This window comes from Pseudomonas sp. WMBT8 (assembly GCF_050916005.1).
GTDB lineage: Bacteria > Pseudomonadota > Gammaproteobacteria > Pseudomonadales > Pseudomonadaceae > Aquipseudomonas.
Genome location: NZ_CP188096.1, coordinates 3,183,958 through 3,196,357 on the forward strand (window position 1 = coordinate 3,183,958; position 12,400 = coordinate 3,196,357).

General features: G+C 62.0%; 12 protein-coding genes. 7 read left to right on the forward strand and 5 right to left on the reverse strand.

The genetic code is table 11. The features are described 5' to 3' along the window. Positions 1-6 precede the first annotated feature (6 nt). From xylB to ACO77H_RS14750, 3 genes are all read left to right on the forward strand, one after another. The gene (gene xylB / locus ACO77H_RS14740; RefSeq protein WP_170041359.1) at positions 7-1,488 is read left to right on the forward strand and encodes a xylulokinase; all 1,482 of its coding nucleotides are present in this window, start codon (positions 7-9) and stop codon (positions 1,486-1,488) included. 12 nt (positions 1,489-1,500) lie between these two features. Then, positions 1,501-2,442, forward strand: a complete 942-nt coding sequence (locus ACO77H_RS14745) for a carbohydrate kinase family protein (protein WP_169951824.1) — start codon at positions 1,501-1,503, stop codon at positions 2,440-2,442. A gap of 140 nt (positions 2,443-2,582) precedes the next feature. Then, the gene (locus ACO77H_RS14750; RefSeq protein WP_432754167.1) at positions 2,583-5,237 is read left to right on the forward strand and encodes an autotransporter outer membrane beta-barrel domain-containing protein; all 2,655 of its coding nucleotides are present in this window, start codon (positions 2,583-2,585) and stop codon (positions 5,235-5,237) included. A 4-nt stretch (positions 5,238-5,241) separates the two neighbouring features. Here ACO77H_RS14750 and aqpZ read toward each other — a convergent pair whose 3' ends face one another. After that, positions 5,242-5,928 (reverse strand): aquaporin Z, encoded by a 687-nt coding sequence (gene aqpZ, locus ACO77H_RS14755; RefSeq protein ID WP_169951828.1) that lies wholly within the window; start codon positions 5,926-5,928, stop codon positions 5,242-5,244. Between the two features lie 134 nt (positions 5,929-6,062). Here aqpZ and ACO77H_RS14760 point away from each other — a divergent pair, with 134 nt between their 5' ends. Beyond that, entirely contained in the window at positions 6,063-6,443 is a 381-nt protein-coding gene (locus tag ACO77H_RS14760; RefSeq protein ID WP_170041357.1) for a hypothetical protein, read from the forward strand. Here the strand turns inward: ACO77H_RS14760 and ACO77H_RS14765 are convergent, their stop codons facing one another. After that, a complete protein-coding gene (locus tag ACO77H_RS14765) occupies positions 6,444-6,701 on the reverse strand; it encodes a DUF1652 domain-containing protein (protein WP_169951832.1) in 258 nt (85 codons plus the stop codon). 245 nt (positions 6,702-6,946) lie between these two features. Between ACO77H_RS14765 and eco the strand changes: the two genes are divergently transcribed. Next, entirely contained in the window at positions 6,947-7,429 is a 483-nt protein-coding gene (gene eco / locus ACO77H_RS14770; protein ID WP_432754168.1) for a serine protease inhibitor ecotin, read from the forward strand. Between the two features lie 157 nt (positions 7,430-7,586). Here eco and ilvA read toward each other — a convergent pair whose 3' ends face one another. Then, on the reverse strand, positions 7,587-8,633 hold the full coding sequence (ilvA, locus tag ACO77H_RS14775; protein WP_432754169.1) for a threonine ammonia-lyase, biosynthetic: 1,047 nt from the start codon (positions 8,631-8,633) through the stop codon (positions 7,587-7,589). A gap of 250 nt (positions 8,634-8,883) precedes the next feature. Between ilvA and ACO77H_RS14780 the strand changes: the two genes are divergently transcribed. Together ACO77H_RS14780 and map are read left to right on the forward strand one after the other, a co-directional pair. Next, positions 8,884-9,084 carry a ParD-like family protein gene (locus ACO77H_RS14780; RefSeq protein WP_169951839.1) on the forward strand — a complete coding sequence of 67 codons (201 nt, stop codon included), beginning with the start codon at positions 8,884-8,886 and terminating at the stop codon, positions 9,082-9,084. Further along, the gene (map, locus tag ACO77H_RS14785; RefSeq protein ID WP_169951841.1) at positions 9,084-9,839 is read left to right on the forward strand and encodes a type I methionyl aminopeptidase; all 756 of its coding nucleotides are present in this window, start codon (positions 9,084-9,086) and stop codon (positions 9,837-9,839) included. The genes ACO77H_RS14780 and map overlap by 1 nt, the downstream gene beginning before the upstream one ends. Positions 9,840-9,872: 33 nt before the next feature. On the opposite strand, the gene ACO77H_RS14790 is transcribed toward map, so the two are convergent. Together ACO77H_RS14790 and ACO77H_RS14795 are read right to left on the reverse strand one after the other, a co-directional pair. Beyond that, entirely contained in the window at positions 9,873-10,814 is a 942-nt protein-coding gene (locus ACO77H_RS14790) for a magnesium transporter CorA family protein (protein WP_432755758.1), read from the reverse strand. After that, entirely contained in the window at positions 10,808-12,394 is a 1,587-nt protein-coding gene (locus ACO77H_RS14795; protein WP_432754170.1) for a RimK family protein, read from the reverse strand. Before ACO77H_RS14795 ends, ACO77H_RS14790 begins: the two co-directional genes overlap by 7 nt. Positions 12,395-12,400: the final 6 nt, after the last annotated feature.

A 12,400-nucleotide genomic window follows, 5' to 3' on the forward strand; every position in this document is an offset into this window, starting at 1 on the left:
ACCACCATGCCCCGCCAATCTCTGTTTCTTGGTATCGACTGCGGCACCCAAGGCACCAAGGCCATCGTCCTCGACGCCGCCAGCGGCCGGGTGCTGGGCCTGGGCGCCGCGACCCACAGCCTGATCAGCGGCGCCAATGGCCGGCGCGAGCAAGACACCACGCAATGGCTGGACGCCTTTACCCAAGCCACCCACCGCGCCTTGCAGCAAGCCTGTGTGGACGGCCAGGACATTCTCGGCATCGGCGTGTCCGGCCAGCAACATGGCCTGGTGCTGCTCGATGAGCAGGGCCAGGTGCTGCGCCCGGCCAAGCTGTGGTGCGACACCGAGACCAGCGCGGAAAACGCCCGGCTGCTGCAACACCTGGGCGGTGAAAGCGGCTCCCTGGAACGCCTCGGGGTGGCGATTGCGCCGGGCTACACCGTGTCCAAGCTGTTATGGACCCTGGAGCAACACCCGGATGTGTTCGCACGCGTCGCCCATATCCTGTTGCCCCACGACTACCTCAATTATTGGCTCACCGGCCGAGCCTGCGCCGAGTATGGCGACGCCTCGGGCACCGGCTATTTCAATGTCCGCACCCGGCAATGGGACCTGCCATTGCTGCGGCATATCGACCCCAGCGGGCGCCTGGAAACCGCGTTGCCAACCCTGATAGAAGCCAATCAGGCGCTGGGCACTGTGCTGCCGGCCATCGCCAAGCGCCTGGGGATCAACCCCGGGGCCATTGTGTCCAGTGGCGGCGGCGACAATATGATGGGGGCGATCGGCACCGGCAATATCAAGCCTGGAGTGTTTACCATGAGCCTCGGTTCGTCGGGCACCCTGTATGCGTTTGCCGATCAGCCGACTGTCAGCACCCAGGGCGCGGTGGCGACATTCTGTTCCTCCAGCGGCGGCTGGCTGCCGCTGATCTGCACCATGAACCTGACCAATGCCACCGGGGTCATCCGTGAGCTGTTCGAGCTGGACCTGGTGGCGTTCAACGTCCTGGTGGCCCAGGCGCCGATTGGCGCCGAGGGCGTCTGCATGCTGCCGTTTCTCAATGGCGAGCGCGTACCCGCCCTGCCCCACGCCACCGGCAGCCTGCACGGCCTGACCATGACCAACCTGACCCGTGGCAACCTGTGCCGCGCGGTGGTCGAAGGCACCACCTTTGGCTTGCGCCAAGGCCTGGACCTGTTGCGCCAGACCGGCCTGCAAAGCCACAGTATCCGCCTGATCGGCGGCGGCTCGAAAAGCCCGGTGTGGCGGCAGATGGTCGCCGATATCATGGACACCGAAGTGATCTGTACCGAACAAAGCGAAGCGGCAGCCCTGGGCGCGGCGATCCAGGCCGCGTGGTGCCAGTCCGGCGAAAGCCTGGAGGGGCTGTGCGCGCGGTGCGTGAGTGTCGACCCGGCCAGTCGCACCCAGCCCGTCGCCGCCAGCGTCAGGGCGTACCAGCAGGCCTATGAACGCTATCAACAGCATGTGGCAACCCTTTAAGAGCGAATAATTATGTATCTGGTGTGTGGCGAAGCGCTGTTTGATTTTTTCAGCCAGGAGGATCCCAGCGGGCAGGCCTCTAAAGTCAATTTCAAGGCGCTTGCCGGCGGTTCGCCGTTCAACGTGGCGGTGGGGCTGCGCCGTTTGGGGATCGAGGCCGGGCTGTTCGCCGGGTTGTCCAGCGACTACCTGGGCCAGCGCCTGCGCCAGGTGCTCGAGGATGAAGGGGTACACGACGAGTACCTGTTGGAGTTTGCCGCGCCGACCACCCTGGCGATGGTCGCCGTGGGTGCCAACGGCTCGCCGCAGTACAGCTTTCGGGGCGAAGGCTGTGCCGACCGGCAGTTGCAGATCGAGCATTTGCCCGCCCTCGATGCGCAGGTACGCGGCCTGCATTTTGGTTCGTTTTCGTTGGTGGTGCAGCCGGTCGCCGATAGCCTGCTGGCCCTGGCCCGCCGGGAAAGCGGCAAGCGCCTGATCAGTCTCGACCCGAATGTACGCCTGAATCCCGAGCCGGATATCGAGGTATGGCGCCAGCGCGTGGCCGAGTGGGTGCAGCATGCCGACCTGATCAAGGTCAGCGATGAAGACCTGCACCTACTCTACCCAGGCCAGGCCCCCGAAAGCGTGCTGCAAGGCTGGTTGCAGCAGCGCTGCCAACTGGTGTTCCTGACCCGTGGCGGCGATGGCGCGAGCGTGTTCAGCCGCCAGCATGGCAGTTGGTCGGCACCGGCCGTCAAAGTGGTGATGGTCGATACCGTGGGCGCTGGCGATACCTTCCAGGCGGCCTTGATCGCCTGGCTTACCGAGCAGCAGTTGGATTCGGTTGAGGGGGTGCAGGGGCTGGCCCGGGAACAGATCGACAGCATGCTCAAGTTCGCCATTCGCGCCGCCGCGCTGACCTGTGGCAAGACCGGGCCAGACCTGCCCTATCGCCAGCAATTAAACGCTTAGATACAGGCATAACTGCACAGTGCCATCACTGCAGGCCACGGATTTCGTGGCTTTCAGCCTTGCCTTAAACATTGCGATTCATCCCAGGCTGTACTAGACCCTAGTTACGTATATTTTTCCTACATGGGCAGGGATGATCGATGAGCAATGAACGGACTTTTTTCAAGCCAGCCGTTTTTGTAGTCGGCATTCTTTCACTCCAGACTCCTGCCCAGGCCGCATGCGTCCTCACCCCAGGCAGTGGCGACGACAGCTATACCTGCGACAGCGGCACCTCGGCAGGCGGCCTGACCGACGTATCCGGCAACAACAGCCTGACGCTGCCCACGGGGGGCTCCGGCACCGTCAATGGCAATGTGCTGTTCGGGCCGGGCGTCGATGGGGTCCAGATGAACTCCGGCAGCATCGTCGGCTCGGTGACCCAGGGCGACGGCGCCGATCGCTTCCAGATCAACGCCGGGACCGTCACCGGGGCAGTCTCCCAGGGCAACGGCATCGATGACTTTGTGATGGGCGGCGGGCAGATCCAGTCCCTGGCCCAGGGCGATGGGCGCGACACCTTCACCATGACCGGCGGCACCATCGTCGGCGCCTTTGAAGACGGCGATGTGGCCAGCCAGAGCGCCGGGACCATCGGCCGGGTGGACATGAAGCTGGACAACAACATCTATGACCTGTCCGGTGGCGCAATCCTCGGCAACCTGGTGACTGGCTTTGGCACCGACCGGATCAGCGTGTCCGGCGGCACCATTGGCGGCAACATCAGTGTCAGTGGCGGCAACGACACCCTTCTCGTCAGCGGCGGCGTGATCAACGGCGAGATCCGCGCCAGCCTCGGCAACGACACCTTCGAGTGGCGTTCGGGCGGCGTGATCAAGTCTGCGGTGCTGATGGGCGACGGTGACGACACGGCATTGCTGGCCAACCTCAACGAAACCCTGCTTGGCAGCACCCCCTCGATTGACGGTGGCCTGGGCAATGATCGCTTGGCCTTCGACAACACCACCTCAGGCAATGCTGGCCGCTATATCGGCTGGGAAACCTTCGACCTCAACAATGGCTCGCGCCTGGACCTGACGCAGGATCTGTTCCTGGGGGACAACACCAGCGGCACCGGGGTGTTGTCCATCGATAACAGCAGTGTGCTGGCGGTGACCCAAGGCATTATCCGGCCCTACACCGCAGGCCAGTTGGCCACCCTGAACAATGCCGGGACCATCGACATGGCCAGCGCCAGCAACAGCGCCACGGATTCGTTGACGGTGCACGGCAACTATGTCGGTAACAACGGCCAGTTGTGGCTGCAAACGGTGTTGGGCGACGAGACCTCGGCCACCGACAAGCTGGTGGTGTCCCAGGGCACGATCAGCGGTAACACCCAGTTGGCCGTGAGCAACCTGGGTGGCCTGGGTGGGTTGACCCGCAACAATGGGATTGAAGTGGTGCAGGCGCTCAATGGCGCGACCAGCAGCAGCGACGCGTTTGCCCTCAAAGGCGCGGTGTCGGCCGGGGCCTATGAGTACTTCCTGTTCAAGGGCGGCGTGACGGCCGGTTCGGAGAACAGTTGGTATCTACGCTCTTCCGTGGTGGCCGTGCAGCCACCCGCCGTGCCCACGCCGCCGGTGGTGCCACCGGTGATCGTGCCAGAACCCCCTATCCCGGCCGTGCCTCCGGTGGTCGGCCCCGACGAGCCTTTGGTCGAACCCCCTACCGCGCAGCCCGTGGCTCCCGTCGAGCCTGCGCCGCCACCACCGACCCAGGTCCCGGCCGAGGTCTCGCCAACCCCTGCCGACTCCACGCCACCCTTGCCCACCGCCGTGGCCGGCGCCGAGCCGATCCCGCTGTATCGCGTCGAGGTGCCGGTGTACTCGGTGGTGGTTCCGGCGGCCCAGCGCATGACCTTGCAGGCGCTTGGCACGTTCCATGACCGCCAGGGCGAGCAAAGCCTGTTGGGCGAGACCGGCACCGCCCCGGCTGGCTGGGGCCGGGCCTATGGCAGTGACTTCAAGCAGAGTTGGTCCGGCACGGTGTCGCCGAGTTTCGACGGTTCCGTCAAGGGTTATCAGGTGGGCCATGATCTCTATGCCTGGGCCACCGATGGCGGGCAACTCCAGCGCCTGGGGCTGTTTATCGGGCAAAGCCGCCTGCAGGGTGACGTCAAAGGCTTTGCCCTGGGTTTTGAAGACCAGCGTTCCGGGCAAGTCAAACTCACCGGCGACAACGTCGGTGCTTACTGGACGTTGACCGATCCCAAGGGCTGGTACGTGGACCTGGTGGCCATGGGCACGCGCCTGGACGGTGACAACAAATCCGAGCGCGGGATAAAGATGGATACCAAAGGCCATGCGCTGGCCCTGTCTGCGGAGGCGGGCTACCCGTTCGCCGTTTCCGCGAACTGGGTGGTGGAGCCACAGGCCCAGGTGATCCACCAACAGATTGACCTCGATCGCCAGAATGACGGGATCTCCAGTGTGTCCTTCGACTCCCAGGATTACTGGACCGGGCGCGTGGGTGCCCGCTTGAAAGGTCGCTACCTGCTGCAAGACACCCCCGTTGAACCCTACCTGCGGGTCAACGCCTGGCGCACGTTCGGTGGCAGCGATACGGTGACTTACGATGACATTGATCGGATCAAGACTGACCACAAGTCAGCCTATGCCGATCTGGGCGTCGGCGTGGTCGCCAAACTGTCCGCCAGCGTCAGTGTGTACGTGGCCGCCGACTACAGCACCCAACTGGACACCAACACCCTGGAGGGTGTGAGCGGCAACGCCGGCATCCGCATGAGCTGGTAGCGGCTCACGGCCGCTCCCGCACGGCCCTGGCCACCATGGCCCCAAGGATGCCCCCGGCCAGGGGCACCAGCCAGAACAGCCAGAGTTGCTTCAGGTAATCGGCGCCGGCAAACAGTGCCGGGCCGGTGCTGCGGGCCGGGTTGACCGAGGTGTTGGTCACGGGGATCGACACCAGGTGAATCAGGGTCAGTGTCAAGCCGATGGCTATCGGCGCAAACCCGGGCGCGGCCCCGGGCGCTGTCACCCGCATGACGATAAACACCAGGAAGAAGGTGCCCACGCTTTCCACCACCACCGCGGCCAGCAGGCTGTACTGCCCCGGGCTCAAGGCGCCATAGCCATTGGCGGCGAACTCGCCGATTTCAAACCCCGGCCGGCCACTGGCGACCAGCGCGAGGATCGCCGCCGCAACCGTCGCCCCGGCGACCTGGGCAATGATGTAGGGCAACACATCCATTGCCGGTAGACGCCCTGCGACCCACAAGCCAACTGTGATCGCCGGGTTGAAATGCGCACCACTGATACTGCCTACCGCGTAGGACATGGTCAGCACACTCAGGCCAAACGCCAGCGCTACCCCCGCAAACCCGATGCCCAGGCCGGGAAACGCGGCCGACAGGATGGCGCTGCCACAGCCGCCGAACGTCAACCAGAAGGTGCCGAGAAACTCTGCTGCGATTTTTTGTTGCACGCACTACCTCAGCCACTGCCGACAGATTTGGCGAAACACTAGCAGCGAGATGGGAACGTGCCGTATCGGATTTGTCTGAGGCTTGCCGCACAGCTTATTCTTGGGCCCTTCTGAAACGGCCGAAAGGACTCGCCATGCGCCTCAGCTTCCACTCACTCGCCACCTTCACTGCCGTGCTATGCCTGGCCCTGGCGATTGCCTGGGGTGTGCGGCCCGACCTGTTGCTGTGGCTCTGGGGGGTGCAATACACCGATGCCAGCGGCCTGGTGGCGCGCCGCAATGCCATGCTGTTCCTGGCAATCGGCATCATGTTTTATCGCCTGCGTCATACCGCCCCGTCACCCACGCGCAGCGCGCTGGTGTCCGGCTTTATTGTCGGTTGCCTGGGGTTGGCCGCACTGGGGATGGGCGAATGGCTCAATGGGCATGCTGGCCCGGGGATTCTGTTGGCCGTGGGCACGGAGCTGGTGCTGGGCCTGGGGTTTATCCAGGCCCGCAAGCCCAACGTGGGCTGATCAGTAGAGCCTGGCGCCGGCCCTGCGCGGGGCGGGTGCGTGGGCGTGGTGGAGGTCTCCACGCAGCGTCGTGATCAAGTTACAGATGGCACGACTGCTGTCGAGTTTATCGGCCTGGATGCCGGTGACAGTCATGTTGGTGCCATCGTCGTCGTAGATTCTGATGGTCAACGACGCATCCTGGGCCTTGATGCATTCACAACGCCTGGGCAGGAAGCTTCCTTCAATAAGGCCGCGTAGTTCCAATTCCGAAAGCATGGCTGAACCTCTCCTTTTTTGAGACCGCCAATGAATTTTTATAGCTATCAATAGTCTGACCGCTGCCTTGCCAACCCTGGCAGGCACGTTCCATTGCAAAGCCTACTCCTTGTGTTTTTTGGCGTAGGATCCTTTCCTCATAAGCACCAGCAACCCTTATATAAGTTGCTGCTGGTTTGCACGGCCGGACGTTGGCGTGCAGCGTGGCAGTGACCGTTTCAGCGCCCCCAAGATAAGGACGTCCTATGACTTCTTCTGCACTCAACATCCTTTGCGTACTGGCCATGAGCATGTTGGCCGCCCAGGCCCATGCCGCCAAGCTTGAAGATATCGCGCCCTACCCCAAGGCCGATGCCGGGCAGGTTCGCCAGGTCATCCACTTGCCCGCAAAGCCCCAGGAGCAGGACTTCAAGGTCGAAATCCTCGCCGGTAAAACCTTGCCTGTGGACTGCAACCAGCAGCGACTGGGTGGTGTACTGGAAGAGAAAAACCTCGAGGGTTGGGGTTATCCGTTCTACCGCCTGGAGAAGGTCAGCGGCCCCATGAGCACCATGATGGCCTGCCCCGGCGGCAAGACCCGCGAGGACTTTGTGCCGGTGGTCGGCGACGGTTTTGTGCTGCGCTACAACAGCAAGTTACCCATCGTTATATATGTTCCAAAAGATGTCGAAGTGCGTTACCGCATCTGGTCGGCATCGAGCACCGTCGAGAAGGCCAGCGTGCAGTAGCGCCTCACATCAGATGTAGGAGCGGGCTTGCTCGCGAAAGCAGTGGGTCAGTCAACATCAATGTTCGCTGGGCCGACGTCTTCGCGGCGATGCGGCGATCCGACAAGCCCGCTCCCACAATGGACGAGGTGTAGTTGCTGGCGCCATCGTAGCCTCGCTAACGCTCGACAACGCCTACATTCAGGCTGTGCTGTTGCGCCGCCACTCGCTCAGCCACGTGGCGCAGGCTATCGAAGTTGATGTTGGCCCCGGAGTTGATCGCCACCAGCGTCTGCCCCCGGGCCCCGGTGCGTGTCACATAGCGGCGGATCCCGGCAACCGCCAGGGCACCGGAGGGCTCGGTGATGGAGCGAGTGTCGTCGTAGATCAGCTTGATCGCGCTGCACAGTTCATCGTTGCTGACGGTGATCACTTCATCGACATGCTCGCGGCAGATTTCAAAGCCGTAGGCGCCGATCTGCGCCACTGCGGTGCCATCGGCAAAGCTGTCGACGCTGGGCAATATCACCCGCTCGCCTGCACGCAAGGCCGCCAGCAGGCAACTGGAACCTTCAGGCTCCACGCCTATGACCCGCACTTGCGGGCGCAAATACTTGATGTAGGCCGCGATGCCGGCGATCAAGCCACCACCGCCCACGGGCACGAAGATCGCGTCCAGTGCACCTTGTTGCTGGCGCAGGATTTCCATGGCAACGGTGCCCTGCCCCGCGATCACGTCGGGATCATCGAACGGCGACACAAAGGTCGCGCCCGACTGTTCGGCCAACTGCAACGCGTGGGCCAGGGCGAACGGGAAACTGGCGCCCTGCAACACCGCGTCGGCGCCCCGCGAACGCACGCCAAGTACTTTCAATTCGGGTGTGGTGCTGGGCATCACAATCGTCGCCTTGATCCCCAGCTCGCGCGCCGCCAATGCCACGCCCTGGGCATGGTTGCCTGCCGAGGCGGTGATCACCCCGCAGGCTTTTTGCGCCTCGCCAAGCTGCACCAGCTTGTTGTAGGCGCCGCGAATCTTGAAGGAAAACGTCGGCTGCAGGTCTTCGCGCTTGAGCAGGATCTGATTGCCAAGCAACGCCGACAGCGCCGGGGCGGCCTGCAACGGCGTGCGTACCGCCAGGTCGTAGACCGGCGCGGCGAGGATTTTCTTCACGTAATGCTCAAGCAATCCATCGTCGGCGGTGGACTGCGGCAGCGGGCTACTCATGGGTGTCTCCTGGCGTTTGACAGAGCCCTGGAGACGGAAAAACAAAACCCGCCTCTAGGGCGGGTTTGGGTACAGCCGAACGCTATCCCGCCAAATGAGGAATGGCGGTAATAATGCTTGGCTGGGAACGATAGGTTTGTAATGTCATGCAACAAAACTAACCGCCGGTCCTGGGCAAGTCAACACCGGGGTTTACGAGCAATATACGAAACGTATACGCTTTGTATATAAACTCTACACAGTGAACCCCATGGGCATCGTCAAGATCACCGACCAACTGCATGAACAAATCCGACTGGCCAGCGCCACGATGGACCGCTCCATCAACGCCCAGGCAGAGTTCTGGATCAAGATCGGCCTGCTGGCCGAACTCAATCCGCACCTGGCCTACAACGACCTGATCAACAAACTGTTGCTCGACAAACCCGACCTGATCCGGGGGCGCAGCTGATGATCAAGACCCCTGCACAGATTGCCGTGATGCGCGAAGCCGGGCGCCTGCTGGGCCAGGTGTTCACCCTGCTCGACAACCGGGTCGCGGCCGGCCAGACCACCCTGGAACTGGATGCAGCCGTCGAGGCATTTATCCGCCAGGACCTGCAAGCCCGCCCCGCCAGCCTGGGGCAGTACGACTACCCCTTCAGCATCAACACCTCCATCAACGAGGTGGTGTGCCATGGCATGCCAAGTGCCAAGGACGTGTTGAAGGATGGCGATATCGTCAATATCGACATCACCCTGGAAAAAGGCGGCTTTATCGCCGACTCCAGCAAGATGTACATGATCGGAGCCGTCGCGCCCAAGGCCCGGCGCCTGGTGGAGCAGACCTTCGAGGCGATGTGGGCCGGTATCCGCCAGGTCAAGCCCGGCGCCCGCCTGGGGGATATCGGCCATGCGATCCAGAGCCACGCCCAGGCCAATGGCTACAGTGTGGTGCGCGAGTATTGCGGGCATGGGATTGGCCGGGAAATGCATGAAGAGCCGCAAATCCTGCACTTCGGCCGCCCAGGCACCGGCCTGACCCTGCGCGAAGGCATGGTGTTCACCATCGAGCCGATGCTCAACCAGGGCAGCGCCAAGGTGCGCAGCCTCAAGGATGGCTGGACCGTGGTGACCCGTGACAACAGCCTGTCGGCCCAGTGGGAACATACGGTGGCCGTCACCGCAGAGGGTTTTGAAGTGTTGACCCTGCAGGCCGGCGCCTAAGCCCGCCTGCACCGGCGCGAATGCGGGGCCCGGTCACCCCGCTTTGCCGCCGCCCTTGGCAATCCGCCGCAGCCCCAGCACCATCCCCGCCGCGCCCAACGCCATTGCCAGCAAAAACAACGGGTACGCCACCCACCACGGCGTCCCCGCCGTCATCATGCTGAACTCGGACATGCCACCAATGCTGGCGATCAGATTCAGCGGCAGGAACACCACGTTGATCAGCGTCAGCTTGCGCAGCAGGTTGTTCATGCTGTTGTTCATCAGGTTGCCCCGGGCATCGATCAGCCCGGAGAACACGTTGGAGTAGATCTCCGCCTGCTTGTAGCACTGGTTGTTCTCGATGATCAGGTCGTCGATCAGGCCCAGGGTCTGCGCGCTGAAGTGTTCTTTTTCGCCGTGGTTGCGCAAGCGCGTCAAGACCGCGCCATTACTGTGCAGCGCGTTGATGTAATAGATCAGGCTCTCGCTGAGGCTGAACATCTGCATCAGGTGGCGATTGCTCATGGAGGCGTTGAACTGCTGCTGCAACTCGCGGGCGACCAGCTTGATCACCTTGAGGTGGCCCAGGTAGTGGTGGATGTTGTTCAGCAGCAGGTCCAGCAACACGTCCAGCGGTGTATGCAGCGGTCGGCGCGCGCCGAGGCCCGACAACTGGCTGTCGTCGGTAGCAATCACCAGCAGGCGGTCGGGGGAAAACAGCAAGCCACAGGACGACACTTCAAACACCAGGTTGCTGCCCCCGGAGTAGTTTTGCGGGCGCTTCCAGATCAGAAACAGGTTGTCTGGGTGGAACTCGATGCGCGACACCTCGTCCGGGTCCAGTGCCGACGCCAGCGCGTGCTCATCGACTTTATAGCGCTCGCGCAGCAATTCACGCTCATCCCTGTCGGGATTGTTGAACAGCAGGATCTCGGCATTGTCGCGCTCGGTGCGGCGTAGCGCGCCCTCGTTGAGCTCAAAGCAGATCACCAGACCTGGCCCTGGCGTTTGAGCTCCAGGCGGCGCACGAACTCTTCCAGCACCAGGGAGTACAGGTCGTCCTGCAAGTAGGCGTCTTCGATCCCGGCGTCCATGTTCGGGTTGTCGTTGACCTCGATCACCACCACTTTGTCACCGGACTGCTTCAAGTCCACGCCGTACAAGCCATCGCCGATCAGGTTGGCGGTCTTGACCGCCAGTTCCACGACGGCCTTGGGGGCCTCGTGCACCGCCAGGGTCCGGCATTCGCCGTTGATATCCTGGCCGATGGCCTTGTGGTTGTAGATCTGCCAGTGGCCCTTGGACATGAAATATTGGCAAGCAAAGATCGGCTTACGGTTGAGTACGCCAATGCGCCAGTCGTACTCGGTATAGAAAAACTCCTGGGCCAGTAGCAGCACCGAGTGTTCGAACAGCTCGGCCGTGGCGGCGAGCAGCGCCTCTTGGCTTTCCACTTTGATCACCCCTCGGGAGAAACAACCGTCGGGGATTTTCAGCACCAGAGGGAAGCCCAGGCGCTCGCCGACCCGTTCGAAATCTTGCGGTCGCTCCTTGTAAAGAATCTCGGTGGCGGGCATGCCCAATTGATGGCTCTTGAGCATATCCGTGAGGTAGACCTTATTGGTACAGCGCAGGATCGACGCCGGGTCATCCATTACCACCAGCCCTTCACTCTCGGCTTTCTTGGCGAAGCGGTAGGTATGGTTGTCGACACTGGTCGTCTCACGAATCAACAAGGCGTCGTATTCGGCCAGCCGCGCGTAGTCCTTGCGTTCGATCAACTCCACATCGATCCCCAGGCCCTTGCCCACCCGCACGAAATTTTCCAGGGCCTTGGCATTGGACGGCGGTAATTGCTCCTGGGGATCATGCAGGATCGCCAGGTCATAACGGGCCAGCCGCCGCGAACGGGGTTGGCGCCAGATCCGGCGACTGAAGTTGTCCAGGGCATGGGCGAATTGATCTTCCTGATCATCGCGCAACTTATGTAAGACTCCAGACTTGATACCTTCGATATGCCAGCCGTTATGTTTACGAAACTCAACTAACAGGATCGGACACGGGAAAGCCTCAAATAACTGCCGGGCCAAATCCTGCAACGGTTCAATATTGGTCCGACCGAAATAAAGTGTCAGGGTAAAACCTTCGGTATTGCTGTAAAGGTGATGACTCAACGCTTTATCGAGGGTTTTATCCAGGTCATCCAGGGCCAGGCCATACAAGGATTTCTTTGTCAGCTCGCTGATGGTGCGCACCGACGGAATCACCTTGTGCCCCCGCGCCTCGGCCAGCAGCGAGCAGTAGTAACCATGCCCCAGGTACTTGTAGCTGCGGCACAGGTTGATCACCTGGACCCGTTTGCCCGCCTCGTTTTCCCGGGAGTGTTCGAGGTATTCCTGGGCGGTGACTATATCTTCGCTAGGGAAGTACGAGGCCCAGTCTTCCTTGCGTTCAACAATAATCACGACTTGGCTTGGGCTCTTGGCCGGGGTAGAAAAATATCCGCTGGAAGTTATTGTCGCCGAGACGGTTTGCTCGGATACTTCTCGCCAATGACTTTGTACCGCTGACATATTGAT

Coding starts and splice junctions, on each gene's coding strand:
- eco (WP_432754168.1), top strand. CDS start 6,947: ATGACTTCTTCTGCACTCAACATCCTTTGCGTACTGGCCATGAGCATG.
- ACO77H_RS14760 (WP_170041357.1), top strand. CDS start 6,063: ATGCGCCTCAGCTTCCACTCACTCGCCACCTTCACTGCCGTGCTATGC.
- map (WP_169951841.1), top strand. CDS start 9,084: ATGATCAAGACCCCTGCACAGATTGCCGTGATGCGCGAAGCCGGGCGC.
- ACO77H_RS14795 (WP_432754170.1), bottom strand. CDS start 12,394: ATGTCAGCGGTACAAAGTCATTGGCGAGAAGTATCCGAGCAAACCGTC.
- ACO77H_RS14745 (WP_169951824.1), top strand. CDS start 1,501: ATGTATCTGGTGTGTGGCGAAGCGCTGTTTGATTTTTTCAGCCAGGAG.
- ilvA (WP_432754169.1), bottom strand. CDS start 8,633: ATGAGTAGCCCGCTGCCGCAGTCCACCGCCGACGATGGATTGCTTGAG.
- xylB (WP_170041359.1), top strand. CDS start 7: ATGCCCCGCCAATCTCTGTTTCTTGGTATCGACTGCGGCACCCAAGGC.
- ACO77H_RS14765 (WP_169951832.1), bottom strand. CDS start 6,701: ATGCTTTCGGAATTGGAACTACGCGGCCTTATTGAAGGAAGCTTCCTG.
- ACO77H_RS14750 (WP_432754167.1), top strand. CDS start 2,583: ATGAGCAATGAACGGACTTTTTTCAAGCCAGCCGTTTTTGTAGTCGGC.
- ACO77H_RS14780 (WP_169951839.1), top strand. CDS start 8,884: ATGGGCATCGTCAAGATCACCGACCAACTGCATGAACAAATCCGACTG.